This is a genomic window from Isoalcanivorax indicus (genome assembly GCF_003259185.1).
Lineage (GTDB): Bacteria > Pseudomonadota > Gammaproteobacteria > Pseudomonadales > Alcanivoracaceae > Isoalcanivorax > Isoalcanivorax indicus.
Genome location: NZ_QGMP01000001.1, coordinates 1,968,929 through 1,993,722, shown reverse-complemented (window position 1 = coordinate 1,993,722; position 24,794 = coordinate 1,968,929). Strand labels below are relative to the sequence as shown.

Here is a 24,794-nt window from a genome sequence, read left to right as displayed (position 1 = left end):
AATCCGGAAACAGTATATACGCCATGCTGCCGTATCGGCGTCTTCACTTGCACCTGACCTTGGTCGAGGCAGGCTGACGGCATGAAAATGCGTGTTGGCCAGTTACGGAATGTGGTCGTCGGGCGTCTGCGTATCCGCTCGGTGGATCTGTCGCTCTACACTGTCGAGGTGCAGTTGGGCGGCGGTTGGCATGTGCTGGTGGACGATCAGGGCAAGGTGCTCAGCTTCCGCAGCATGGAAGCCGTGCGCAAGGCGCTGGCCTTCCTGGAGGTGCTGGACGCCACGCTGCTGCACGCCTCACCCTATAACGAAATGATCGGTATCGAGCCCACCCGGGTGCCGCCCATGGAGGTGCCCATCGACTGGCCAGGTGATGGGCAGCCCGGTGCCCGACGCCACGCCCGTCGCCGCCGTTTCGGGCGCCCGTTACGCTGAGCAGCGAAGTCCCCGTATAGTAGGAGGCTCATGGCAAGAGCGTCTGATCTGTTTTAACGGAGCCGGGGGACCTGATGCTGGATGGATGGCAGTTGCTGGCGGGCCTGGCCCTGTTCCTGTTGGGTATGGACTACATCGAGCGCGGCCTCAAGGGGCTGGGCAACGATGTGCTGGTGCGGGTGCTGCGCGGCAGCACCGGGCGTGCCTGGACTGCGGTGCTGGTCGGTGCGGCGGCTACGGCGCTGATGCAAAGCAGCTCGCTCGTGGGCCTGCTGGTGCTCGCCTTTGTGGGCGCGGGCATCATGCCGATGAAGAACGCGCTGGGTGTAGTGGTAGGCACCCATGTTGGCACGACAGTGACCGGCTGGATTGTGGCCACGGTCGGTTTCAAGCTCGACATGGGGGCGCTGTCGTTACCGCTGCTGGGTCTGGGCGGGCTGGGTGTCGCCATGATGGCGGAACATAACCGGCCCGGTGCTGCCGCGCGCTTGTTGCTGGGATTTGGTTTGCTGCTGTTTGGTCTGGCCTTCATGAAGGAAGGCGTGGAGACCTTCGCCGCCCAGGTGGATGTGGCCTGGCTGGCGGACTACCCGGTGGCGGTGTTCGCGGTGGTGGGGCTGGTGCTGGCCACCCTGCTGCAGTCCAGCTCGGCCACCATGATGATCAGCCTGTCGGCGCTGCATGCCGGTGTCATTACCTTGCCCATGGGGGCCGCGATTACCATCGGCGCGCATATTGGCACCACCAGTACCATGGCCCTCGGTGCCCTGCGTGGCGATGCGGCCAGCCGCCGTGTGGCGGTGTTCAATGTGGTCTACAGCACCGCGACCGCAGTCTTTGCCCTCATCGTGCTGCTGCCATTTGTGGCGCCGCTGCAAGCCTGGCTGAACATCACTGATCCACTGTATAGCCTGGTGGCGTTCCACAGCTTTTTCACGCTGCTCGGCGTGCTCCTGTTCTACCCCTTGCTGGGGTATGCGGCGCCGCTTCTGGAAAAACATGTGGGGGGGCGTCGTAATCAGGTCAGTCAGTTTGTCAGCAAGGTACCGCCGTCAATCAGCGACGCCGCCATGGCCAGCATGGAGAAGGAAACCCTGCATGTTCTGGGCAGGGCAATGCAGCTCACGGCCAGCGTATTCGGTGGTCGAACCGGCCAGGCCCTGCGCCCTGCGGCATTGCCGCGCCGCCGTCTTGCCGGGGCGCCGGGCTTTCTGGATGAATATCAGGCGCTGAAGAATCTGGAAGGGGAAATGCTGACGTTTGCCACAGCCATGCAGGCCAGCGAGTTGTCTCCCGGGCATGCCGGGCGTTTGAACGCGCTGACGGCAGCAACCCGAGACGCCGTGTATGCCTGCAAGGCCGTCAAGGATGTGCGCAGCAATCTGGATGATATGCGCCTGCGCACCGCGACCAGTGCCTGGGTCAGTGAATTGGGCGCTCATGTGCTGTCGACCCTGAACACGCTGGAGACCTTGCTGATCGGCAAGCTGGACCTGTCGCAGGAGGAGGTGCCACACAGCGGTGTCTCAGCGCACACCCTTGCGGCACTGGCAGAACGCCACAATGAGGCGATGCATCAGTTGCTGATGCAGCTTCAGCAGCGTGGCTGGCAAGGTCTGTTGCATTCCACAGCATTGAACGTGACCCGCGAGCTTGATCAGAGTCTGGTGGGGCTGATACGTGCCGTCCAGACCTGCCTGGAGACCGGCAACGAGTCGGACGTTGAGCAGGAGCATGCCGAAGCACAGGCCTGAAGCGGTGCGAACGTACCGTTTCCGGTTCGGCAGGTGTGCGCTGGTTCACGGAAAGATGCCTGGTTTCTGCTTTTTTACAGAATTAATAATCTGTGCCCGCTTTTGACAAGAATCTTGTCGATCAGATCAATGAATGCCCGAGCAGGAGAATAATAATAAGACAAGAAAGCCATAATAAGAAAACGACGGATTTGGGGGGAAAATAAAAATTAACCTGTATCTGGCGTGAGAAGAATAATGTACAGAGCAGACAGCATGGCATTTGAAGTGCCTATCATATCAGTCCGTTATGTGCGCGCATTTGTCAGTTTCGTGGAAAGCAGAGGCGTCAGCCGACAGATGCTTCTCAATGGCACGGGCGTGCGCGAAGCAACCCTGGATGACCCCAACCGGTTCTTTTCCATGGTTCAGGTGGTGCGCGTGTTGAGCCGTGCCGAGGAGCTGCTGGAAGACGAGCAATCCGGTTTTGCCTTTGGCCAGCGCCTCGACCTTCAGGGGCATGGTGTGCTCGGATTCGCATTACTGCAAAAACGTGATCCTCGCACACTGATAAGGATGATCGTCGATTATCTGCGTGTTGCCCTGCCGATCATGGACATGCGCATCAAGTGTTTCGGCGATGAGGTCTGTATTGCGCTCGCGGATACCTGGGAGCTGGGGTCGCTGCGGCCCTTTGTGGCGAAAATGTACATGGGCAGCATTCATACGCTGGCGTCGCTGGTGTGTCGCGATTTCGTCTTCGAGTTCGATTTTCAGGCAGACCGGAACGCGGCCGCTTGGGCCACACTGGTCCGTGGTGCCGAGGTGCGTTTTGGCTGTAACGAAAACCGCATTGTGATGCCGCTTTCAGGCTACCGGCCGTGGGGCAGCGACGAGAGCCTGGCGCGCCGCCTGGCGGCGGTAAGGTCCAGGGAGAGCATCGGCACGGATAGCCCCGGAAAGACGGCCACGCCGCCATCCGGGAGTGCGGTCGAGGTGGTGGTGCGGGTCAAGCAGCACGTCATGAACAACCCGGGCCGCAATGGCTCGCTGGATCGCGTTGCCGAAGAGCTGGGCATGAGCCCGAGATCGGTGCGTTATCACCTCAACCTGGCCGGATTCGCCTTTCACGATATTCGCAACAGTATCAGGGAGACCTACGCCACCCGTTACCTCAAGGATACGCGCTTGCCGCTGAGCCGCATCGCAGAAAAGGTGGGATACAGCGACCAGGCCAGTTTCACCAAGGCATACCGGGCCTGGACGGGCAAGACGCCAGGTGATGTGCGGCGCGCAAGTCGAGTGCTGTGATGGCGAGGGAGCACACCATACTGGGCGCTATTTTTCTGGCCAGTCTATGTGGTTTTCTGCTGGCCGGTCTCCCCGCCGCGACAGTACTGGCGCCGCTGCGGGCCATCGATGCCGAAGCAGAGCGTCCGATCATTACGCGCATACGCGGTGTCTGGTGGGACGGCTCGGTTCAGGGCAACTGGCAGGGGCATCGCTTCCTCGGGCGCTGGACACTGCAGCGGCGCGGCCTGACGCCGGGTCTGCGCCTGAGCGTGGAAGCCGGTGACTTTCACGCGTCGGGTTGGGCGGGTGGAGGCTGGCGAGGGTGGCGACTGGAGCAGTGGCTGGTCACATTGCCCGTCCTGCTGGTGGAAGACCTGCTCCCGGATATCCGTGCTGAGGGCATGGTCGAGATACGTATCAACGCACTGACACGACGTGATAATGCAGTAGAACGTGCCGATGGCGCCTTGCGCTATGGCGGCGGCAAGGTGTCCTGGGGTGAACTGGACCCTGTCAGCGTGCCGCCTCTGGACGGCGTCTTGTCGTTGGTGGAGACCTATCCGGAATTCTCCATGACGGGCCCCGGGGGCGAGACGCTTCTGCGGGCCCGCCTGGAGCAGCAGGCCGTATCGTTGCGGGCTTACGGGGCCTTGCCGCAGTTGTTCGGTCTGACCGAAGACGGTGATCCGGAAGGAGAGATATTTCACAGCAGCTATGCGTTCCCGCTTTGATCCGCAAGGTGGCGATCCAGACAAGGCGTGATGAACGTCGAGGCGAGCGACACCCATTATGTTGCATAAAACGAACACCATGGCCTACGAGGTGCCGTTGATCCCGGTCCGCTATGCGCGACAGTTTCTTGATTTTGTCGAGGCGCAAGGCATTTCCCGGGGCGCTGTGCTGCATGGCTCCGATCTGGACACGCAGCAACTCGACGACCCCGGCATGATGCTGAGCATGCGCCAGACGTTGCACCTTCTCAATCAGGCGCGACGCTTGCTGGACGATGAACGGGCCGGTTTCCGGTTCGGCCAGAAACTGGATTTGCTCGGGCACGGACTCCTTGGCTTTTCATTGCTGTGGCAGGAAGACCAGCGCGATCTGATCAGGATGAACGTGCAGTACATCCGTGTGGCACTGCCCATCATGGACATGGATATCAAATGTGTGGGCAAGGACATCAGCGTCCGCCTGGAGGATGTATGGGATCTGGGTGACTTGAGGCCGTTCGTGGTGGCCATCTATATGGGCAGTATTCATTCGCTCGCGTCGCTGGTGTGCCGCCAGTTGCGCTTCGAATTCGATTTTCATGCACAACGACCGGCGAGCGAGTGGGAAAGCATGGTTGAAGGCTCGCGCGTGGTGTTCGGCGCGCCTGTCAGCCAGGTACTGATGCCGCTGTCAGGCCGACGGCCCTGGAGCAATGATGCATCGCTGTCCTACTATCTGGCCGGTGCGCGCTCGCGCGAATCCTTGCAGGCCAGTGACGATATGGAGGTGGTCGCACTGGTTCGCCAGAAATTGCTGGATAACCCGGGGCGCGACAGCACCCTGGAGCGCGTGGCGGAGCGTCTGGAGATGAGCCCCCGCTCAGTGCGCCATCATCTGCGCCGGGCTGGCGCCTCTTTCCATGATATGCGCAATGAGATACGCGAGGCTTTCGCGACGCGCTATCTGACGGAGACTCGTCTTTCCTTGCAACGTATTGCCGAGGTGCTCGGGTACAGCGATCAGGCCAGTTTTACCAAAGCCTATCGGGTCTGGACGGGCACAACACCCGGTGAGGTTCGCCGTCGCAAAAAGAAAAATGATGCATGACGTACCAAGGGTCATGACGTATTTCACAGGTTTTTCCATCCTTCCCGATTTGACAACATCATTGCCGTTTACATCAATGACCCCCTCCGTCTCCCCGAACAGATAATGATCGCGCTGATCATGCTTCGTTGTTTTGAGCAGTCCCTATCGGAGCATTCTGCATCAAGAACGCCAATAACAGGGATACGGAGGAAAGTATCATGGAGTCCACGAGTAACAGACGCCCGCCATGCGGGATAAAAAAGAAACTGGCCGCAGCCGTGCTGGCCGCGGCCGTCGGGGGGGCGGGCAGCAGCCTGGCCATTGCCGACTCGGTCGACGTTAACCTGCAGCTGATGTACAGCTGTGAATACCCCTTGATCGGTGTGCAACCACTGAGTGCGGATATCAGTTCGCATATGCCGCTCACCATACCGGTCAACGAGCCCACCGGGGCCTTTGATCTGAATATCGTTGCCACGGCGATGGGCAACACCTGGACCGGCCTGAATATCGTCAGCGCCACGACGATTGAAGGCATGGCCTATGCTGATTCAAATCTGTCCGGCAACAATCTCAATCTTGATCTGACCGTGCCGATGATCATCGATCAGCAGCCGGTGCCCCCATCTGCCGGGGATTTCGACCTGATCGCTTATGGCGAAACGCCATCACTGACCTTCATGGAGAACAATGAAGGCGAGGTGATCATTGTGGTCGAAGATAATCTGCGCATGGCCATGATCGCGCGCCGCGCCGATGGCAGCTACGTTGATTTCGGCGGCAGCTGGCACTCGGATCCGGATAACCCGGAAGCCTTTATCGTGTCCTGTACTGCGGATGCCGGGCAGGATCAGGAGCTGCATCGCTTCACCGTGGGGGGCGATACCCCGACCGATCCGCGTATCAGCGTGACGCCGGACGAGCTTGATTTCGGCAATGTTCAGGGTGGCCTGACCGTCACGGAATCTGTCACCGTCTCCAATACGGGCGGCGCAGAGCTGGGTATCCATAATATTACCCTGGCAGGTCCTGATGCCGGTGCGTTCTCTGAAAGCAACGATTGCACCACCGTTGCGGCCGGCGACAGCTGCACGATTGATGTGACCTTCTATCCTGTCAATGAGGACAGCTTCAGCGCGGAACTGGTGATCGAGTCCAACGACGCCGAAGAGCCGAGCGTCTCTGTGGCGCTGATGGGTTCCAGTGTCATGACACCGACCCCGGAGATCACCGTGAACCCGGAGTCTGTCAGCTTCGGCATGGTGCAGGTCGGCGACGCCGCGACGCAGACGGTGACGATAGGCAACACGGGCCTGGAATCCTTGTTTGTCGACAGCATCAGCATTACCGGTTCTGAAGCCAGCGAGTTTATTGAAAACAATGACTGCACGACGGTCGCGCCGGATGCGACCTGCGCCATCACCATCTCTTTCTCGCCCACGGCCACCGGCAATCGCGCGGCCACGCTTGAAATCGAATCCAACGCGGCGGACACCGCCACGCTGGTGCCGCTGAGCGGTCAGGGTTCCACCGGGGGCGGGAATACCGTCGATTTCCCGATGAGCCTGACAGGTGAGTCTTTCATCAAGAAACCTCACGGCACGGTACCGCTGACGGGTGGCATTCAAGCCGTGCTGGATCTGGCAACGGGTGACTTCGTCGCTGATCTCACGCTTGATCCGTCCCACGGCGAATTCGAGATTCTCTATCCGCTTTACAATATTCCGTTCCTCGGTCCGATCATGGGCTGGATCACATCGGACGCGGATGTGGAGTTCGAGATGGTCGGGCAAACCACCGGCACCCTGGTGGATGGCGTGCTCACCGCTCACGCGACCATGTATATCAAACTGCCGCGCGTGCGAGTGATCGGCCTGGGCATTCCGCTGCCGATTGGCGGGGGTGATGAGTGCCGGACCAGCGAAGCAATCGAGATTGAGCTGAAGACGCCTGAAGGCGAGCAGTTTGATCCCTTCCTGGGCGGTAACCTCGAGGCGACCTACACCCTGCCTCCGGTTGAAAACTGTGGTGGCTGGTTCGACGGCTTTATCAACATGTTCATGGCCGGTCCGGATAACACCATTCATGTCTCACTTGAGGCTGACCTCTGAAGTCAGTCCCCCGGATTGCCTGGCCTGCCTGGGCAATCCGGCTTTTTTTTCGGGATACCTGCATGAAATCAGTGATACGGCCGGGCCGACTGATCAGCACCTGTGTGCTGTCTGCGGCGTTCTGGGGCGGCATCGCCACCCTGGCACCGGCTCATGCCGAAGACGATACCCCCTCATTGATGCTGGAGTACACCTGTGTATTCCCGCTGCTGGAAGAACAGCCCCTCACGGTGGCGATCACCGCCGAGATACCGGATACGGTGCCGGTGGGTGAGTTGACGGAGGCGTTCCGGATAAACGCCGAGGCGTTGGTCAGCGGGCAAGCTGGCAATGCGCTGGATTTTCTCGGTTCGCGCACGCTTTCGGGCACGGTTCAGGCTCAGGCCCGGATCGACGGCCCGGCGTTGACGCTGGACCTCTCGGTGCCCATGACGGTGCCCGAGCAAGCCATGCCGGGCGCGCCCGGCGATTTTCAGATTGACGCGCAGGGCGAGACGCCGCCGTTGATATTTGAACAACAGAATGCGGGCGAGGTGGCGATCAGGGTTGAGCATCTGGTCATGACACTGCGACCGCTGGACGCGCAGGGCGCACTGACCGGTATCGGCGAATTTGAAGCCGAGTGTCTGCTTGAACCGGATCAGGATAACGTCCTGCATACCCTGATCGTGGGTGAAGGTAGCGCAGGCGGAGAATTTGCCTTGCCGATAAGCGGGCAGACGCTGATTCGTGCCGCAGACGGCATGGCGGCGTTACAGGGCCAGATCAGCGGCGTGCTGGAAGACGACGGCGCGCTGGCCGCCGACATGCATTTCGCGCCTGCCCACACCCGGCTGCACATGCGCTGGTTGTTGCGTTTGCTGATGGCCGACGCCGAGTTGCTGTTCGAGCCGGTGGCACAGACCCGGGGTCACCTCGACAGCGACATCCTGACAACGGAAACGCTCATGCACGTGCGGGTGCCCGCCATCAGCGTGCGCATGCTGGGTCTGCCGTTGCTGTCGGGTGGCGGCGAAACCTGTCGAACCGCCACACCGATAACGCTGCATCTGGCAACCCCCTCCGGTGGTGCGTTTGACGTGGAAGCGGGAGGCGTTCTGGAGGGCGTCTATCTGGAGGGGACCTACGATATGCCGACGTTCGAGAATTGTGGCGGCCTGGAAAGCTTTATCAATCTGTTCATGACCGGCACGGGCAATCGTATGGCGCTGGCAATGGGCCTGGCACCGAGTCTGGCACCGGGCGCAACAGAGAGGACGCAACCATGATCGACGCAACCAGGATTGACACAAGACGCACCAGAGGACGTCTCACGGTGTTGCTGACCGCGCTGCTGACGGCGCTGGCGACGATAGTGATCAGCGGCCCGCTGATCGCCGTCGCCGATGACTGGTATCAGCCCCCGGTCCCGCTGCCTGCCGGTGAGCCGGGCGACATCATCAAAACGCGTGAGGTCAACGCGGGGCCGCCGTCCGCGCGCGCCATGGCACGTGCCTGGCAGGTCATGTACCGCTCCACGGATGCCCTCGGTGAAGCGAATGCGGTGACGGGCACCTTGGTGGTACCGCGCGCGGGCGATCCGGGCAGCATGCCGCTGATCGGCATGGGCCCGGGGACGCATGGGCCGGCGGCGCGCTGTGCACCTTCGCGCATGATCGACAAGGGTGCTTTTTATGAACAGGCCACCCTCAACGACATGCTGCAGCGTGGCTATGCCGTGCTGGTGACCGACTATGAGGGCTATCACCCGGACCCGGCCACCACCTACATGGTCGGCCGATCCATGGGCGCCGCCCTGATCAACGGCGTGCGTGCGGCGCAGCGCTTTCCCGAGGCCGGCCTTTCCGATCTGGCGCCCGTGCTGTTTCGTGGCTATTCCCAGGGCGGCGGTGCGGCGATGTGGGCCGGGCAGATGCAACCGGATTACGCGCCGACCCTGAATCTGGTGGGTGTGGCCGGGGGCGGTGTGCCCGCCAATCTGGCGGCGGTGGCGTTGCCGCTCAACGGGGAGCCCGGTTTTGGCGTCATGTTTTATGCCTTGCTGGGGCAGGACCATGCGTACCCCGAGCTGTCGTTGGCGCCCTTTGTGAATCAGGCTGGCATGGCGGCGTTGCAGGCAATGCAGGAGGACATGTGCGTGCTGGAGCTGCTGCAGGGGTTTGCGGGTATCACGCTGGATGATCTCACCGACATCAATCCCCTCAATGCCGAGCGTTTCAATCGCATTGCCGAGAACCAGCTTGGTGATCAACCCATTGCGGTGCCGGTGTATCTGTACCACGAGCAGCAGGACAGTCTGGTGGCCTATGGGCAGGCGCAAACCCTGCGCGATGACTACTGCGCCCTCGGCGTGGACGTGACCTGGCAAAGCCATGACACCGGCGGCGACACCGGCGTGATCCGTCATCTGAATCTGGTCTATCACGGCAATGAGGGCGTCAACGCCTTTATCGAACAGCGGCTGGCCGGGCAGCTGCCGGCATCCCATTGTTTTCCCTGAGCGGTATCGCGGAGGCAACCTTATGAAAATAACAACGATTGCGGGTACGTTTTTCGGTGCGGCGCTGAGCCTGGCGGCGACACCGACGCTGGCCGCCATGGGCAACGCGCCGTCCACCTACGGTGTGTTGCCTCATGATGTGGCCACGGCGCAAGCACTGTCCCTGTTCAGCACACAGGTCTCGTCGGTCTACTACAATCCCGCCGCCCTGGCGCGGGACGGCCGAGGTGAACTCACGGGCGGTCTGTTCCATGCGGACCATACCTTGCGTGCGGAAAGCCTCGGCGGCGCGGCGCCCGCGCAACGCAGTGGCAGTGTGCTGGACGACACCCCGTCGCAGCAGTTGTTGCTGGGCCTGAAAACCGATCTGAGCAACCTGACAACGTTCCGGCATCCCCTGTACCTCGGTTTCATGTTGGGATCAGAGCGGTATGCGCAGGAGATGCTGGCGTTCAATGCCGAGACATCCGAGTTCGGCCAGTTCCTGCACTACGGTCGGCAACCGTTGTTCCTGTCGATCGGCGTCGGCACCCAATTGTGGCGAGGCATTAATTTCGGCGCAGCGCTCCGGTTGACGCTGCACAGTGACGCCAAGCTGTATACCGAGACGAATCTCCAGGGAGATACCCGCCGCGAACGACTGGATGTCACCGCCGAGCCGGTGCTGCGGCCGATCCTCGGGTTCCACGTCAACATGGGCGAGACGTTCTGCAGCGTGCAAGACTGCTGGATGGATCATCTGGATATTGCACTGGGCTATCGCGGCTATTCCAACACCCGTGTGCGCGTGGATGCCGAGGCAGAAATTCCCGGCACCGTGACCGGGCCGGGACTCGAGCTGGCCATCAGAGCCATCGATTCATTTCAGCCGGAGATTACCACCCTGGGCATACAGTACGCGTTTGCTGGCCGCACCCGTGTGGGGCTGACCGGGGAATACCAGGCATGGCAACGGCTGAGCCGCGAATTCGAAGGGGACACCGTGCGCGATCAGGCCGAAGCACGTTTTCGCGATATCGTGATTCCACGCCTCGGCCTTGAACACGACGTCAGTGAGCATTTTACCGTCAAGACTGGCGCCGCCTGGGAGCGTTCGGCGTTGCGCAGCACGCGCACCCCGGACGTCAATTATCTGGATAACGACAAGCTGGTGCTGGGTCTGGGTTTGAGCGTGGTGGCCCACCGCCTGCCGTTCATGGCGCATCCGGTACAGATTGATGTCGGCTACCAGTTCCATCATCTCAAACATCGCGAGTTTGATCTGGTGACGTCGGACCCGTCAGACCCCGACCCACTGGAAACCGTGCGCACCAAGGGCGAGGTGCATGTTTTTGCGGGCAGCGTGACGCTGCGATTCTGACCGGGCGTAGTAAGGAGCACATCATGACAGGCATCAGGTTACCTGCATTCAATGCGCCGCTGATCGGGGCGCTGCTGATGGGCGCGCTGCTGCTGGCCGGTTGCGGGGATGACAAGGCGGACATCCGGCAAGGGCCGGATCGCTACGCCGGCCAGCAAGGGTTGGTATACAGCTATCCGGCGCCGCAACAGATTGAAGTGCCCGCGTCGGCACCGCTGGTGCTGCGCTTCAGCAGCGAGATCACCGCGTCGCACCCGGAGAGTCGTCTGACGTTACTGGATGGCGAGGGGGAGACGGTGGCGTTCAGCCATCGCGAGGTGGGCGAGGGGCGCGGCCTGGTGCTTGTGCCCGAGGCACGCCTGGCGCCCTTGAGTGAATACACCTTGCAGATCGAGGCACTGAGTCTGGCTGCCGGAGAGATGGCACCGACCAGTTTCTCGTTCACCACGGGCGCGGCCGCAGAAGGCCCGCGTGAACAGATGGCCAGCAGCACGGGTTTTACTGTGCAGCGTCAGATTCCGGATGGCGAGGCGTTGCCCATTCTGGCGTTCTCCAACTTCCGGTTGCTGTTTACGCAACCGTTGGCGCGGGACACGGTGCGCTATGGCGATACCCTGAGCCTGACCGACAGCGAGGGTGCGCTGGTGCCAGCGCAGGTGCTGGTGCGCGGGCGTCACCTGACGCTTGATCCCCTGACCGAGTTGCTGCCGGGTGAGGACTACACCCTGCAACTGCTCGGTGGCATCCGAAGTGCCTATGGTGATGCGCTGGACGCGTACAGCCTGACGTTCTCGCCGCAGGACACCGGGAATCGCTCCACCCTGGTGCAGGAAGTGCCGGACGCGCAGGGCGGGGCAGTTGTGTCGCCGCTGACCGGCGAGCCGGTCAATATGGTGCCCATGGCCTCGGTACTGCTGGGCGAGGACAACAGCACCCAGCAGAGCGGCGACATACGGGCCGAGCTGGCCCATATCCCCACGTTTCCGGATACCTCACCGTTGCGTATTGCGCGCGGCTCGCGCCTGAGCGGTACGTCTCTCGAGGTGCTGATTGGCGGCGCCGTGCCGGCCGGTTTCGACTCGGGCGCGGTGGAGATCCAGTTTGTGTCGGACGCCATGGGTTACATGCTGGAGAATCCCTACAGCAGCCTGCCCGGTGCGCCGCGCTGGCTGAAGCTGTACATGGACGTGGCCATTACCACGGAAGATCCCCGGGCCAATGCGGCCGTCACGCAGAACCTGATGCATCTTGAGCTGGTGGGCACCGTGTTTGTCGAGGAGGGCAGGCTGGTCGTCGATGCGGTGGGCGTGGCGGAGCCTCGTATCCTGGGCGACGAATCTGCGTGCAGTGTGCTGAGTTTTTCCATGCGCTCCTATCTGGATCAAAACCACCCGCCGCCCCCGTTGGACGACACGACGCCGCCCGAGCTGCAGAGCGGGCTGCCCGGCACCCACCCTGAGCTGATCCGTCCCGGCGATCCGCTGGTCCTGAATTTCACCAAGGTTCTCGACCCCACCACACTGGTCGGGCGTGTGCACCTGTATGAGAACGGTCTGCTGGCGGAGACGCCCCGTGTTCACACCGACGGTGCCGCCCTGGTCATTCGACCGGTGGAACCGTTGATCTACAGCCCTGATGCCACGCCGCGCGAATACAGCCTGGTGCTGGAGGACGGCATTACCGACCTGGCGGGCAATGCCCTGGCGGTGCAGGAAGATACGTTTGCCTTGCCGACCTTTGTCACGGAGCAGCCGCGTGCCCCGGTGGTGCTGAGTGCCTATCCGGGCTTCCCCTGCGTTACCGAACAAGCCGACCTGGCGAACCATGATGCCGGCCGTTGCCTGGGTGGGAAGCCGGACGACGATCACCTGCCGTTGGCGCGCCTGCCCGCGGATCGTTCCTTGAGGGTTACCTTCTCCCAGGACATGGATCCGGATTCGGTGACCGCAGACACCCTTGTGGTGGAGGAGATTGACGCCGCAGGCGATCCGGTGGGTGATCCGGTTGACGGCCAGGTGACGGTCGGGATGCGCACGCTGACGTTTACCCCGACCGCGCCCTGGACGGTCGGCAGTCTGTATCGCTATACCCTGCGTTCGTCCGAGCTGGATCCGGTCTGCGGCAGCGACGCCATCTGTGACCGGCGCGGCTTGCCACTGCAAACCCGGTTACTGGCGCAAACTCCCGACGAGGCCGTGCCGGCGACGGCAGGCGGGCCGGATATGGCGATTCATTTTCTGGGTGCGCCGCCGTCGCATGCCGTGATGCAAGCCTTGCGCAATCTGCCCGGGGCGGACGTGAATGCCAATTTCATATTGGACGCCGGTGAGACGCTGCCTTCGGTGGACCCGATGGCATTGGCAAACAGCACGCGGCTGTCACGCAATCCGGATGCCAACCCTGATGCTGATGGCACGGCGGCTTCGGGCAATGCCCTCCGCGACGCCAATGTGGGGTGTGGTTTTGATGCCGACGATGCGCCGCTGGATTGCCCTGACGAGACCTACCTGTTTCTGAACGGCAATCTGGATGTGGAGGTGTACGGCTATGTACCACCGGAAGACATCGACGCGGCCGATCCGGGCATTCCCGATCAGGTCAAGGATCAGGGGGGTGTGCTGGCCTATATCCATCCCACCCAGGTGCTGCTGTCCGGTACCGTGGTGCACGTCGAGTTGTCTGATGTCGCCGCATCGCTGAACTTTGAGGCGCTCCCCGCGCAGACAGGGCCGCAGGTCATGCGCATGCGTTATACCTGTAACGCGGCCTCTGGAGAATGTGAAGCGCCGGATTACGGCCGCATCAAGGGGTGGATCGTTGAGGAGGCCGGCGAGGCGCGTTTCATGGCGCAACTGTCACTGTACCTGGACGCGCCGGAACTGGACCCCGAGGTCGTGAATCATAATCTGGGCGGTGAACTGTTGCCGGTGGCGCACAACCTGCGCAGCTATCCGCTGACGCTGGAGCTGAGCGGGGCGCTGACGTTTCTTGATGATGGCCGCCTGCAAATTAGACAGCAAAACCTGTCACCGATCGCGCTGACCATTGAGCTGGAAATCGGCCAGCCGGTGCTGCTGACCGGCGCGCTCTACCTCGGCATCGAGACCGGCGACGCGCAACTGGAGTATGTGTCTGAACCGATCATTTCAGCACCGGCAGAACCCTGAGCCGAGGTAAGCCCCGGCTGCGAGCAAGGCCGGGGCGCACTCAGGGGCGGCGTATTCCGACGCCCTGTCAGAGCGTTTCTACATGGGTCAGCAAGGTATTCGCGCGCGCCAGAATCGCCTCGCGTTTGCCCTTGTCCATTTTTCCCCAACTTCGATAGATCATTGCCATTCGTGGGTGGTTGGCAAAGCGCTTTTCATGCCGCTGGATGAAATGCCAGTAGAGGCTGTTGAAGGGGCAGCTGTTGTCCTGCTCTGCGGTGCTCACGGAGTAGGGGCAGTCAGCGCAATAGTCGGACATGCGCTGTATGTATTTGCCACTGGCGGCATAGGGTTTGGAGCCCAGATAACCGCCGTCCGCATGCATGACCATGCCCAGGGTGTTGGGCAACTCCACCCACTCATACGCGTCTGCGTAGACCGCCAGATACCATTCATGAATGGCTTTGATGTCCACCCCCAGTAACAGCGCCAGATTGCCGGTGACCATCAAGCGCTGGATGTGATGGGCGTAGGCGTGTTCGCGGGTGGCGCGGACCGCCTCGCTGACACAGCGCATGCGCGTGTTGCCGTCCCAGTAAAACCAGGGCAGCGGGGCATGGCTCTCCAGGCGGTTTTCGTCGAGATACCCGGGCATGGTCAGCCAGTAGATACCGCGCACGTATTCTCGCCAACCGATGATCTGCCGGATGAAACCTTCCACGGCATTCAGCGGTGCATGACCGCTGTAGTAGCGCTCTGCGGCGGCATGGCAGACCTCACCGGGAGTCAGCAGGCCGCAGTTGATGGCCGGCGATAACACCGAATGAAACAGAAAGTCGTCGGCGCTGGTCATGGCATCCTGATAATCCCCGAAGGCGGGCAGGCCCTGGTCCATGAAATGCGTCAGCGCCTGGCGTGCCTGTTTTCGTGTCACCGGTAACCAGAAGGGTGTACTGTCACCGAAATGATCGGGGAAGTGTGTTTCGACATCCGCAATGACCGCGTCGGTGATGGCGTCTGGCGTAAACTGCATCGGGCGTGCGAGAGGGCGGCTGCCGTCAAAGCGTTTGCGGTTTTCGGCATCAAAATTCCACTGGCCGCCCTCGGGCTTGCCGTCCGGGGTCATCAGCAGACCCGTCTGGCGACGCATGTCCCGGTAGAAGTACTCCATGCGCAGTTGCTTGCGGCCGCTGGCCCAATCAGCGAATTGCGCCTTGTCGCAGAGGAAACGGTCGTCGGTGAGGATGTCGACGGGCAATTTCAGCTGCTCAGGCCAGCTGCGGATGTCCTGGTCCAGTCGCCATTCGCCACACTCGGTGGTCACAATCCGTTCGCTGTCATGTTGCGCGGCGCTACGGGCCACGGCCGCCGCGATATCCGGCAGGCCATCGTTGATGGTGAAGTAGTCGACGTGCCAGCCCTTGCGGCGCAAGGTGTCGGCAAAGTGACGCATGGCCGAGAAGATCAGGATGATCTTCTTCTTGTGGTGGCGCACATAGGTGGCCTCGGCCAGGACTTCCGCCATGACCACCTTGTCGCGCTTCGGGTCCGCTGCGGCGAGACAGCTCAGGGTGTCGGTGAGCTGGTCGCCGAGGATCAGTACCAGCTTGCCGCTCACGCCCTAACCCTTGATCAATGACAGGAACTCACTGCGGGCTGCGGCGGACTCCCGCAAGGTGCCCAGCATGACCGAGGTGGTGGTGGATGAATTCTGTTTCTCCACGCCGCGCATCATCATGCACAGGTGGCGTGCTTCCATCACCACCCCCACGCCCCGGGCACCGGTGACTGCCTGAATGGCATGCGCCACCTGATGCGTCAGCGTCTCCTGAATCTGCAAACGGCGAGCGAACATATCCACCACGCGGGCAAATTTGGACAGGCCCAGAACCTTGCCGTCGGGGATGTAGGCGATATGGCAGGTGCCGAAGAAGGGCAGGATATGGTGTTCGCAGAGCGAGTAGAACTCGATGTCCCGCACCACGACCATTTCGTCATTGGCGGATTCGAACACGGCGTTGTTGGTGACTTCCGCCAGTGATCGGGTGTAGCCCTCGGTCAGGAAGGCCACCGCCTTGGCGGTCCGTTTCGGGGTGTCGCGCAATCCTTCGCGGTGCGGGTCTTCGCCCACGGTTTCAAGCACCTGACGGTAAAGCCCGGTGAGCGTGTCGATGTCGGTCATACTGGATCCCCCGTGAAGGTATCCAGTCAGTATTGGTGAGTGCCGGTCAAGGTGGCGTCAACCGCGCCCCGACCGGCCGGGGCAGGTCAGCGGTTCTGCAGGTTGCCGATGATGGCCATGATGGCTTCCTGGCCATTGCCGGGATGATCGGCGTTGCTGAAATCGGTAATGCCTGACCACTGCTCGACAATGGCTTCCGGCGTCAGCGGTTGCGAGATCGGGAAACCATGGCCCTTGGTGCGTTCCCAGCGCAGCTTGCCGATCCAGCCCGCGCCGACCTCATAGAGCTGGCCGCTGTCGCGGTGTTCCTCATGGCACAGCTTGAGGACCAGCGGGGTGACGAATTCCGGTTTCAGTTGCTCGACGATCTGCGGTGGCATGATGGTTGCGGTCATGCGGCTGCCGGCAATCGGGGCAATGGTATTGACCACGATATTGCGCTTGGCGCCCTCGATGGCCAGGCTTTGCGCCAGGCCGTGCAGGCCGAGCTTGGCCATCGCGTAGTTGCCCTGACCAAAATTGCCGTAGATGCCCGCGGCCGAGGCGGTGAAGATGACGCGCCCGAATTCCTGCTCACGCAGGTGTGGCCAGGCCGCATGGGTGACTTTAAAGGCGCCTTTGACATGCACGTTATAGACCAGATCCCAGTCTTCTTCGGTCATGTTGTGGAACGACTTGTCGCGCAGGATGCCGGCATTGTTGATGACGATGTCCACGCGGTTGAAGTTGTCCAGCGCACACTGGACGATCTTGTCGCCATCGGTGACCGAGTCATGGTTGGCGACCGCCTCGCCACCGGCGGCGGTGATTTCCTCGACGACCTGATCCGCAGCGCTGCGGTCGGCGCCTTCTCCGGTTGCCGACCCGCCGAGATCGTTGACCACCACCCGAGCACCCCGGGCGGCAAAGGACAGGGCGTGGCTGCGGCCCAGGCCGTTACCGGCGCCGGTGACCACCACGACCTTGTCATCAAAACGCAGTGTGGACATCGTGTGCTCCTCGCTCTGTGTTGGCTTACAGCCCCATGCCGCGGCCGATCACTTCTTTCATGATTTCATTGGTGCCGGCAAAGATACGGGTGATGCGTGCATCGGTATAGGCGCGGCAGATCGGGTATTCCTGCATGTAGCCATAGCCGCCATGCAATTGCACGCCGTCATCCACCACCTTGTTGAGCAGGTCGGTGGTCCAGTACTTGGCCATGCAGGCTTCTTCCGGCGTGACCTCGCCCGCCAGATGTTGCTGCACGAGGTTGTCGACGAAATGCTGGCCGATGGTAATTTCGGTCTTCATTTCCGCCATCATGAAGCGGGTGTTCTGGAACTTGCCGATGGGCTTGCCAAAGGCGGTGCGCTCCTTGACGTACTTGAGGGTTTCTTCAAAGGCAAACCAGGCCCCCGAGATGGCGCCGATGGCGCAGACCAGGCGCTCCTGGGCAAGTTTCTGCATCATGTACATGAAGCCCATGCCCGGCTTGCCCAGCACATTCTCCTTCGGCACCACGACGTTCTCGAAGAACAGCTCGGCGGTATCCTGGGATTTCATGCCCATCTTCTTCAGGTTGCGGCCACGGCTGAAGCCTTCCATGCTGCGCTCCACCAGCACCAGAGTGATGCCTTCCGGTGCCTTGGCGGCGACGATCACCAGATCGGCAAGGATGCCGTTGGAAATAAAGGTCTTCTGGCCATTGAGGATATAATGGTCGCCCTGGTCTTCGAGTTGTGTGCGGATCGCCTGCAGATCCGAACCGGTGCCGGGTTCGGTCATGGCGATCGCCAGAATGGTCTCGCCGCTGACCACGCCGGGCAGGTGGCGGGCTTTCTGTTCCTCGGTGCCATAGGTGTGCAGGTAGGGGGCGATCACGTCGTTGTGCAGGCTCAGGGCGAAGCCGGACTCGCCGATGCGGGACAGCTCCTCGATCATGATCTGGGCGTAGCGGAAGTCCTCCAGGCCCAGGCCGCCGTACTGTTCCTCGACGAAGGGCGCCAGAAAGCCGTTGGCCCCGGCCTTCAGCCAGACATCGCGGTCGACAATGCCCTGTTCGATCCAGCGTTCCTGGTGAGGCAGCACTTCTTCCTGGCAGAACTTGCGGAAGCTGTCGCGGAAGATGCTATGGTCATCGGTGAAGAGCGTGCGTTTCATGGCGGGTCCCGGGTTGTGTTTTGGTGGCTGTCCCTACAGGCGGCATTATTGGAACCCCGGCGCCGGCCTCTCAATGACGCAATGTGCCAATCTGGCTGACATTATTTATCATGGGTGCCGGTTTACCGCCGGGGCCAGCGCCGGATTCGGGATGGCGCTGGGGATGGAAACTGCAACGCCATGATTTACAATACAAAATTAACCCAGAAGGGCGGCGGATGCCGCAGTGGCTTTCAGGATGTTCAAGCGCAACACCATTGCTATCAGTCATGTGATCCGGGTTTTGCAGGGGGCCGCGCGGGCTGGCGCCTCGATCCCGGCGCTGCTCGAGGTGGCCGGGATTCCCCGGCGTATGCTGGATGACCCGGACGCCCGCATCGAGCGGGATACCTTTATCCGGCTGATGCTGGAAGTCATGCAGCAGACCCAGGATGAGTTCCTGGGCTTCGGCCAGGGGCGCAAGTCCAAGCCCGGCACCTTCAGCATGATGGCGCACGCGGTGATCAACTGCTCGAATCTGGAGAAGGCGGTGCGCCGCGGTATCCAGTTCTACGAGCTGTTCGATCTGGACGTGCATACCACGCTGCATCGCTCGGAAGACACGGCCTGGCTGCAAGTGCACGCTGATCCGCGGCTGGATTTCCGTGAGGTCATCATCGAGTCGACCCTGATGCTGTCGCTGCGCTTCATGAACTGGCTGGTCGGCAAGGCCATCGAGGCGCAGCGCGTGGAGTTCGATTTTTCCCGGGTCAGCAGTGCCGATGACGATTACCGGTCGGTGTTCACCTGCCCGGTGACCTTCGAGAGCAGCACCAACTGCCTGGTGTTCAGCAGCGATTATCTCGACCTGCCACTGGTTCAGAATCAGCTGTCGCTGTCGCGGTTCCTCAAGGACTCGCTGGCCCAGCTGCTTGAGGGCAATATCCACAATGTCGGCCTGCCCGCACAGATCAGGGCTATCATCTCCAAGGAATACGGCAACAACTTCCCGGATTTTTCGGAGATCTGTGAAAAGCTCAACATGACGCCGCAAACCCTGCGCCGTCGCCTCAAGGAAGGCAATACCAGCTATCAGGAGATCAAGGACACGATCCGCAAGGATGCCTCGATCTACTACCTGTCGCAGCCGGAGCTGTCGATCGACGAGATCGCGCTGCTGATGGGCTTCAGTGAAGCCAGTTCCTTCCACCGTGCCTTCAAGAAATGGACCGGCAAGACGCCGTCCGCCTACCGGAGAGAGTATTTTGGCGACGCAGCCCAGTTCTGATGCCTCATCGTCTGATGTGCGGGAGGCCGTGGCTGCCACCACCGCTCGCCTGCTGATCGTGTGCCCGGATCAGCCGGGTATCATCAGTGCTGTCAGTACCTTCCTGTACCACCATGGCGCCAATATCACGGATTTCGACCAGCACGCTTCGGACCCGGACGCCGGTACCTTTTTCTTGCGCATGGAGTTCCAGACCCCGGGGCTGGACTGCTCCTGGGATACCCTGAAAAGCAATTTCGAGACCCGGGTCGCGCGCCAGTACGGCATGGACTGGCAACTGACCCTGGCGGCAGATCGCAAGCGCATGGCGATCATGGTGTCACGCCATGACCACGCACTGCTGGAACTGCTGTGGCGGACCATGGGCGGCGACCTGCCTGCCGTGATTCCCATGGTCATCAGCAATCATGATGACCTGCGTGGTGAGGTGGAGCGGTTCGGTATTCCTTACCACCATATTCCGGTGACCCGTGACAACAAGGTCGAGGCCGAACAGCAGGCGTTGCAGTTGCTGGAAGGTCAGGCCGACCTGGTGGTGCTGGCGCGTTACATGCAGATCCTGAGTCCGGATTTCGTGCAGCACTATCCGCACCGCATCATCAATATCCACCATTCTTTCCTGCCGGCGTTTGTCGGCGCCAACCCGTATCAGCAGGCCTGGGAGCGCGGCGTCAAACTGATCGGCGCTACCAGTCACTATGTGACGGATGATCTGGATCAGGGGCCGATCATCGAGCAGAACGTGGCGCGGGTGTCACACCGGCACAGCCCGGCGGAACTCAAGGCACTGGGGCAGGAAGTGGAGCGCGGCGTGCTGCTGCGCGCCGTGCGCTGGCATCTGGAAGACCGGGTGATCGTGGACGGCAACAAGACCGTGGTGTTCACCCGCTGAGGCGGGTGGCCCTGCGTCGCGGCACCTCAGAAGCGCAGCTGCACCCCGGCGGCAAAGCTGTCCACATTTTCCGACTCGATACGATAGCGGCTGGCATCAATCACCAGCGCAATATCCCGCACCAGCGGAATATGCAGCCCCAGACCGGCATACAGGCCGGTGCCGGTCACACTGTCGACATCCGTGAACGGCGGCCCGGTGAGGTCGTCGCTGCTGCCCCGGTAGGTCAGCACTTCGCTGAAGCGGGTCTTGATGTTGTAGGCCAGCAGGCCGCCGCGCAGATACACCAGCCGTTCATGCATGATGCGTCCGCCGATCTCGTAACCGCTGATATCCAGCCGGTCCTGAGCGCGCACATCCACGCTTTCCAGGGTGCCAATGCCGTTCGGGGGATTGTTCAGCTCGGCGGCAGTGGGGGCGCGATTGAAGGCGGTGTCGCGGGTATTGCGCACCAGCTGGTTGAACGCGGCTTCGAGTCCGAATTCGAGCCCGTGGCGTGCCAGGCTGTTGAACCAGATGCCGCCGCGCAGGCGGTAGCCCTCGGCGCGGTGGTCCTCGCCAAAGGCGCGCAGGTCGGACTGGCTGTATTGCAGCTCGGCAAACAGATCGACATCAGGCGGTTCGAGGGTGTCGGCACCGGCCAGCAGCGGCAGCAGGGCCGCCAGAGCGAGGGTGTGCAGGGCGTTACGTTTTTTCAGTGGTGTTGTCATGTTTGTTTTACTTGTTATAGAGACGACAATAGCGCCCATTGTAACCACCCCAGGTGATAAATGGCCATCATCCATGATCGCGACGCTGATACCTTGCTGCTGCTCTGCCGGGCCGGGTTCGAGGCTGACTGCGCCGCCGAGCTGACCGAGCGCGCTGCCGGGCAAGGGCAGGGCGGCTACGCCCGTGCGACCCGTGAGGCGGGCTGGCTGACCTGGCACCAGCCGGGGCAGCCCGTGGCCGCCCTGATGCCGCGTACCCTGCACAGCGGAGGGCTGGTGTTTGCGCGCACGGCCTGGCCGGTGCTGGGGCATTTCGAGGACCTGCCACAGCACGACCGTATCAGCCCGCTGCTGGCGCAGGTGGCCCCCGCCGGTCCTTTCAGTGCGCTGCGGCTGGAGCATGCCGATACCAACACCGGGCGTACCCTGCAGCGCTTCCTGCGGGGGTTTCGCAAGGCACTGGAACCCGCGCTGAAAAAGGCACAGCTGTGGGACGAAAGTGCCGACCGGATTCTGCATCTGTTTTTCGAGGACTCGGGGCGCGGCCTGTTTGGCTGCGCCGCCGCTGCGTCGGTATCGCCCTGGGAGCAGGGCATCCCGCGCTTGCGCTTGCCCGCCGCGGCCCCCAGCCGTTCGGCGCTGAAACTGGAAGAAGCCTGGTTACGGCTGATGAGCGACACGGAGCAGGCCCACTGGCTGGCCGCCGGGCGCACCGCCGTGGACCTGGGGGCGGCCCCGGGCGGCTGGACCTGGCAACTGGCCCGTCGTGGCCTGCGCGTCACCGGCGTGGACCATGGCCGACTGGCGGCGCACCTGCTGGATGAGTATCCCGTCAGCCACGTGTCGGCGGACGCCTTCACCTGGCGCCCGCCCAGGCCCGTGGACGTGCTGGTCTGCGATATCGTCGACAAGCCGTCACGCAGCCTGGCGCTGATGGAGAAGTGGCTGGTGCGTGGCTGGGCCAAGGTGGCGCTGTTCAACCTCAAGCTGCCCATGAAGCAGCGCCAGGCGACGGTATCGAGCTTGCTGGCGCGGCTGGAAGCCTCTCTGGCCGAGGCCGGTCTGACGATGCAGATCCGCGCGGCCCAGCTTTACCATGACCGCGAGGAAATCACCGTAGTCGTGTTGCCGGGGCAGGGGGGCGCATGACGGTGCCGTTATACCTTCATCCCCGATTATACAGGGGCTCCAGCAGCGTGATGCGCTCGGGCTCTTCCAGAAACGGGCTGATCGCGTCCAGCGCTTCGCGGCGCTCACTGGAATGCAGCCAGCGCATCCAGGCGGCACGACTCTGCCAGGCGGAGAGAATGAAGTGATGCTGGGGGCGATTGGCGTCACGCAGGGATTCCCCGGACAGGAAGCCGGGCGCCCGGACGATGGCTTGCATCATGCCGGTGACGGCCTGGCTGTAGGGTTGTTCAAGGCCCTCAACGATCTGTCTTTCAATCAGTACCCGGATCACCTTTGCGCTCCCTCGTGGTCGTGTGCGGGCGCAAGTGTAGCGTCTGTGCGCCGTCTCGCCCAGTCATGGCCAGAGGGCCAATGTTGATGGGCTGGCACCGCCACCCCTTCTGGCAGCACCGCCAACTGCTCGGTGTGCTGGCCCTGTTCTATTTTGCCCAGGGCCTGCCGTCCGGGCTGATGGCCAAGGCGCTGCCGGCGCTGGCGCGTGATGCCGGCATGCCGTTGCCGCATATCGGCCTGCTGTCGCTGGCCGCCCTGCCTTGGGCGCTCAAATTTATCTGGGCGCCGTGGGTGGACCGCCTCGGCGCGGGCCGCGCCAACCACCGCAAGCGCTGGGTCGTCGCCTGCCAGACAGCCGCTGCCCTGGTGGTGCTGGGCATTGCCTTCGTTGATCCGGCGGCGCTCTTCACCACCCACTTCATGGTGCTGATTTTCCTGATCGGCCTGCTCAATCTCGCCTGCGCGACCCAGGACATTGCCGCCGACGGCCTGGCGGTGCGGATGCTGACCCCGGCGCTGCGCGGACCCGGCAACAGTATCCAGGTGACCGGCTACAAGGTCGGCCTGATGCTGGGTGGCGGCGCGCTGCTGATCTGGGTCGGCCTGCTCGGCTGGACCACCACCTTCCTGCTGGTGGCGCTGACCTTGCTGGCGATGCTGTACCCGATCTGGCGTTTTCCCGAGCCGGCGGTGGCCCGCGATCCGGGTCAGCACGAGCGGTTGGATTTTCGCGCCTGGCGCCGTGCGATCGTGCGCTTCTGGGGCCGCCCCGGCATGCTCTGGTGGCTGTTGCTGCTGCTCGGCTACAAGGTTGGTGACAGCTTCGGCTCGCGTATGCTCAAGCCGTTTCTGGTCGACGCAGGCTGGTCGCTGCCGCAGATCGGTGTGCTCGACCTGAGTGTGTCGGTGATTGGCCTGGCGGCCGCCTTCGTCGGCGGTATGCTGATGATGCGCTGGTCACGGGCCATGGCGCTGGTGGTGTTCGGCCTGCTGCATGCGGCGGCCTTTGCGGGCTGGGCCTGGCTGGCGGGTGGAGCGCCGTTGACCTGGCAGATCTGGGCGGTGGCGATCTGGGAACAATGCGCGGATGCGATGGCCACGGTGGCCCTGTTCACCGTGATGATGGACCACTGCCGGCCGCGGCATGAGGGCGCGGACTATACGTTGCAGGCCTCCATGCAACTGATGGCGGTGGGGCTGTTCTCGCTGGGCAGCGGCTTCAGCGCGCACTGGTTCGGCTACAGCCACCATTTCCTGCTCTCGGCGGGGCTGTGTCTGGCCGCTATAATGGCGATCCCTGTATGGTGGCACCTGCGCCGCCATGCTTCGACCACTCGCGACCTGGAAACCCTGCCGTGACTGATGCTTCTGCCAGCCTGCCTCCCGAGGCGACCCATCATCTCGATGCCAGCGGCCTGGTGTGTCCGGAGCCGGTGATGCTGCTGCACAACCGCGTGCGCGACATGGCGTCCGGGGAGGTGCTGGAGGTCCTGGCCACCGATCCATCCACCCAGCGCGATATCCCGAAATTCTGCCAGTTCCTGGGGCATACCCTGCTGCACGAGCACGAAGAACCTGCCGAAAGCGGACCGCTGTTTCGCTACTGGATTCGGCGTAAATAGGTTTGATGATGTCGGGTAGTGGGTCACCCTCCAGCAGGGAGGCGTTGAGGCGGGGTATGCCCTTCCGGGACCGCTCAAGCCCTCCCTGGGCGCTCTTTCTTTGGCCATCCATGGCCAAAGATGTCCCTCCAGGGCAT

At 62.2% G+C, this 24,794-nt stretch carries 21 protein-coding genes; 15 read left to right on the top strand and 6 right to left on the bottom strand.

The genetic code is table 11. From position 1 onward, the window contains the following. Positions 1-81: 81 nt before the first annotated feature. The 10 genes from DKW65_RS09065 (at position 82) to DKW65_RS09020 (ending at position 14,399) form a co-directional block, all read left to right on the top strand. Positions 82-435 (top strand): DUF6482 family protein, encoded by a 354-nt coding sequence (locus DKW65_RS09065; RefSeq protein ID WP_211315760.1) that lies wholly within the window; start codon positions 82-84, stop codon positions 433-435. A 74-nt stretch (positions 436-509) separates the two neighbouring features. Beyond that, a complete protein-coding gene (locus tag DKW65_RS09060) occupies positions 510-2,189 on the top strand; it encodes a Na/Pi cotransporter family protein (protein ID WP_111656942.1) in 1,680 nt (559 codons plus the stop codon). A gap of 237 nt (positions 2,190-2,426) precedes the next feature. Further along, positions 2,427-3,479: an AraC family transcriptional regulator gene (locus DKW65_RS09055; RefSeq protein WP_111656941.1), complete on the top strand. Its 1,053-nt coding sequence runs from the start codon at positions 2,427-2,429 to the stop codon at positions 3,477-3,479. After that, positions 3,479-4,192, top strand: coding sequence for a type II secretion system protein N (gene gspN / locus DKW65_RS09050; RefSeq protein WP_111656940.1), 714 nt, complete (start codon positions 3,479-3,481; stop codon positions 4,190-4,192). The genes DKW65_RS09055 and gspN overlap by 1 nt, the downstream gene beginning before the upstream one ends. A 58-nt stretch (positions 4,193-4,250) precedes the next feature. Continuing rightward, positions 4,251-5,279: an AraC family transcriptional regulator gene (locus tag DKW65_RS09045; protein WP_111656939.1), complete on the top strand. Its 1,029-nt coding sequence runs from the start codon at positions 4,251-4,253 to the stop codon at positions 5,277-5,279. Between the two features lie 200 nt (positions 5,280-5,479). Beyond that, a complete protein-coding gene (locus DKW65_RS09040) occupies positions 5,480-7,372 on the top strand; it encodes a choice-of-anchor D domain-containing protein (RefSeq protein WP_111656938.1) in 1,893 nt (630 codons plus the stop codon). A 62-nt stretch (positions 7,373-7,434) separates the two neighbouring features. Beyond that, positions 7,435-8,640 (top strand): DUF6801 domain-containing protein, encoded by a 1,206-nt coding sequence (locus DKW65_RS09035; protein ID WP_111656937.1) that lies wholly within the window; start codon positions 7,435-7,437, stop codon positions 8,638-8,640. Next, positions 8,637-9,872 (top strand): lipase family protein, encoded by a 1,236-nt coding sequence (locus DKW65_RS09030; protein WP_111656936.1) that lies wholly within the window; start codon positions 8,637-8,639, stop codon positions 9,870-9,872. Before DKW65_RS09035 ends, DKW65_RS09030 begins: the two co-directional genes overlap by 4 nt. Positions 9,873-9,894: 22 nt before the next feature. Further along, positions 9,895-11,232, top strand: a complete 1,338-nt coding sequence (locus tag DKW65_RS09025; protein WP_111656935.1) for an OmpP1/FadL family transporter — start codon at positions 9,895-9,897, stop codon at positions 11,230-11,232. Between the two features lie 23 nt (positions 11,233-11,255). Continuing rightward, the gene (locus DKW65_RS09020) at positions 11,256-14,399 is read left to right on the top strand and encodes an Ig-like domain-containing domain (RefSeq protein WP_111656934.1); all 3,144 of its coding nucleotides are present in this window, start codon (positions 11,256-11,258) and stop codon (positions 14,397-14,399) included. A 67-nt stretch (positions 14,400-14,466) separates the two neighbouring features. Here DKW65_RS09020 and DKW65_RS09015 read toward each other — a convergent pair whose 3' ends face one another. The 4 genes from DKW65_RS09015 to DKW65_RS09000 form a co-directional block, all read right to left on the bottom strand. Further along, complete coding sequence (locus tag DKW65_RS09015; RefSeq protein ID WP_111656933.1) at positions 14,467-15,996, bottom strand: cryptochrome/photolyase family protein; 1,530 nt, start codon at positions 15,994-15,996, stop codon at positions 14,467-14,469. A gap of 3 nt (positions 15,997-15,999) precedes the next feature. Continuing rightward, positions 16,000-16,560, bottom strand: a complete 561-nt coding sequence (folE, locus tag DKW65_RS09010) for a GTP cyclohydrolase I FolE (protein WP_111656932.1) — start codon at positions 16,558-16,560, stop codon at positions 16,000-16,002. Positions 16,561-16,646: 86 nt separating this feature from the next. Further along, positions 16,647-17,549: an SDR family oxidoreductase gene (locus DKW65_RS09005; RefSeq protein ID WP_111656931.1), complete on the bottom strand. Its 903-nt coding sequence runs from the start codon at positions 17,547-17,549 to the stop codon at positions 16,647-16,649. A gap of 25 nt (positions 17,550-17,574) precedes the next feature. Next, a complete protein-coding gene (locus DKW65_RS09000; protein ID WP_111656930.1) occupies positions 17,575-18,702 on the bottom strand; it encodes an acyl-CoA dehydrogenase family protein in 1,128 nt (375 codons plus the stop codon). 238 nt (positions 18,703-18,940) lie between these two features. Between DKW65_RS09000 and DKW65_RS08995 the strand changes: the two genes are divergently transcribed. Both DKW65_RS08995 and purU read left to right on the top strand, forming a co-directional pair. Further along, a complete protein-coding gene (locus DKW65_RS08995) occupies positions 18,941-19,969 on the top strand; it encodes an AraC family transcriptional regulator (protein ID WP_111656929.1) in 1,029 nt (342 codons plus the stop codon). A 28-nt stretch (positions 19,970-19,997) separates the two neighbouring features. Next, positions 19,998-20,861, top strand: a complete 864-nt coding sequence (gene purU, locus DKW65_RS08990) for a formyltetrahydrofolate deformylase (RefSeq protein WP_111657594.1) — start codon at positions 19,998-20,000, stop codon at positions 20,859-20,861. A gap of 26 nt (positions 20,862-20,887) precedes the next feature. On the opposite strand, the gene DKW65_RS08985 is transcribed toward purU, so the two are convergent. Beyond that, positions 20,888-21,571, bottom strand: coding sequence for an outer membrane beta-barrel protein (locus DKW65_RS08985; RefSeq protein WP_111656928.1), 684 nt, complete (start codon positions 21,569-21,571; stop codon positions 20,888-20,890). 60 nt (positions 21,572-21,631) lie between these two features. On the opposite strand from DKW65_RS08985, the gene rlmM reads away from it, so the two are divergent. Next, the gene (gene rlmM, locus DKW65_RS08980) at positions 21,632-22,720 is read left to right on the top strand and encodes a 23S rRNA (cytidine(2498)-2'-O)-methyltransferase RlmM (RefSeq protein ID WP_111656927.1); all 1,089 of its coding nucleotides are present in this window, start codon (positions 21,632-21,634) and stop codon (positions 22,718-22,720) included. Positions 22,721-22,736: 16 nt separating this feature from the next. On the opposite strand, the gene DKW65_RS08975 is transcribed toward rlmM, so the two are convergent. Then, on the bottom strand, positions 22,737-23,033 hold the full coding sequence (locus DKW65_RS08975; protein ID WP_111656926.1) for an antibiotic biosynthesis monooxygenase family protein: 297 nt from the start codon (positions 23,031-23,033) through the stop codon (positions 22,737-22,739). An 86-nt stretch (positions 23,034-23,119) separates the two neighbouring features. On the opposite strand from DKW65_RS08975, the gene DKW65_RS08970 reads away from it, so the two are divergent. Both DKW65_RS08970 and tusA read left to right on the top strand, forming a co-directional pair. Then, positions 23,120-24,394: an MFS transporter gene (locus tag DKW65_RS08970; RefSeq protein WP_111657593.1), complete on the top strand. Its 1,275-nt coding sequence runs from the start codon at positions 23,120-23,122 to the stop codon at positions 24,392-24,394. Then, the gene (gene tusA, locus DKW65_RS16075) at positions 24,391-24,657 is read left to right on the top strand and encodes a sulfurtransferase TusA (RefSeq protein ID WP_281271658.1); all 267 of its coding nucleotides are present in this window, start codon (positions 24,391-24,393) and stop codon (positions 24,655-24,657) included. The genes DKW65_RS08970 and tusA overlap by 4 nt, the downstream gene beginning before the upstream one ends. The last annotated feature ends 137 nt before the right edge of the window (positions 24,658-24,794 follow it).

Bases quoted from the DNA above. Each gene is read 5' to 3' on its own strand.
- DKW65_RS09065 (WP_211315760.1), top strand. From the start codon at position 82: ATGAAAATGCGTGTTGGCCAGTTACGGAATGTGGTCGTCGGGCGTCTG.
- DKW65_RS09060 (WP_111656942.1), top strand. From the start codon at position 510: ATGCTGGATGGATGGCAGTTGCTGGCGGGCCTGGCCCTGTTCCTGTTG.
- DKW65_RS09055 (WP_111656941.1), top strand. From the start codon at position 2,427: ATGTACAGAGCAGACAGCATGGCATTTGAAGTGCCTATCATATCAGTC.
- gspN (WP_111656940.1), top strand. From the start codon at position 3,479: ATGGCGAGGGAGCACACCATACTGGGCGCTATTTTTCTGGCCAGTCTA.
- DKW65_RS09045 (WP_111656939.1), top strand. From the start codon at position 4,251: ATGTTGCATAAAACGAACACCATGGCCTACGAGGTGCCGTTGATCCCG.
- DKW65_RS09040 (WP_111656938.1), top strand. From the start codon at position 5,480: ATGGAGTCCACGAGTAACAGACGCCCGCCATGCGGGATAAAAAAGAAA.
- DKW65_RS09035 (WP_111656937.1), top strand. From the start codon at position 7,435: ATGAAATCAGTGATACGGCCGGGCCGACTGATCAGCACCTGTGTGCTG.
- DKW65_RS09030 (WP_111656936.1), top strand. From the start codon at position 8,637: ATGATCGACGCAACCAGGATTGACACAAGACGCACCAGAGGACGTCTC.
- DKW65_RS09025 (WP_111656935.1), top strand. From the start codon at position 9,895: ATGAAAATAACAACGATTGCGGGTACGTTTTTCGGTGCGGCGCTGAGC.
- DKW65_RS09020 (WP_111656934.1), top strand. From the start codon at position 11,256: ATGACAGGCATCAGGTTACCTGCATTCAATGCGCCGCTGATCGGGGCG.
- folE (WP_111656932.1), bottom strand. From the start codon at position 16,560: ATGACCGACATCGACACGCTCACCGGGCTTTACCGTCAGGTGCTTGAA.
- DKW65_RS09005 (WP_111656931.1), bottom strand. From the start codon at position 17,549: ATGTCCACACTGCGTTTTGATGACAAGGTCGTGGTGGTCACCGGCGCC.
- DKW65_RS09000 (WP_111656930.1), bottom strand. From the start codon at position 18,702: ATGAAACGCACGCTCTTCACCGATGACCATAGCATCTTCCGCGACAGC.
- DKW65_RS08995 (WP_111656929.1), top strand. From the start codon at position 18,941: ATGTTCAAGCGCAACACCATTGCTATCAGTCATGTGATCCGGGTTTTG.
- DKW65_RS08985 (WP_111656928.1), bottom strand. From the start codon at position 21,571: ATGACAACACCACTGAAAAAACGTAACGCCCTGCACACCCTCGCTCTG.
- rlmM (WP_111656927.1), top strand. From the start codon at position 21,632: ATGGCCATCATCCATGATCGCGACGCTGATACCTTGCTGCTGCTCTGC.
- DKW65_RS08970 (WP_111657593.1), top strand. From the start codon at position 23,120: ATGGGCTGGCACCGCCACCCCTTCTGGCAGCACCGCCAACTGCTCGGT.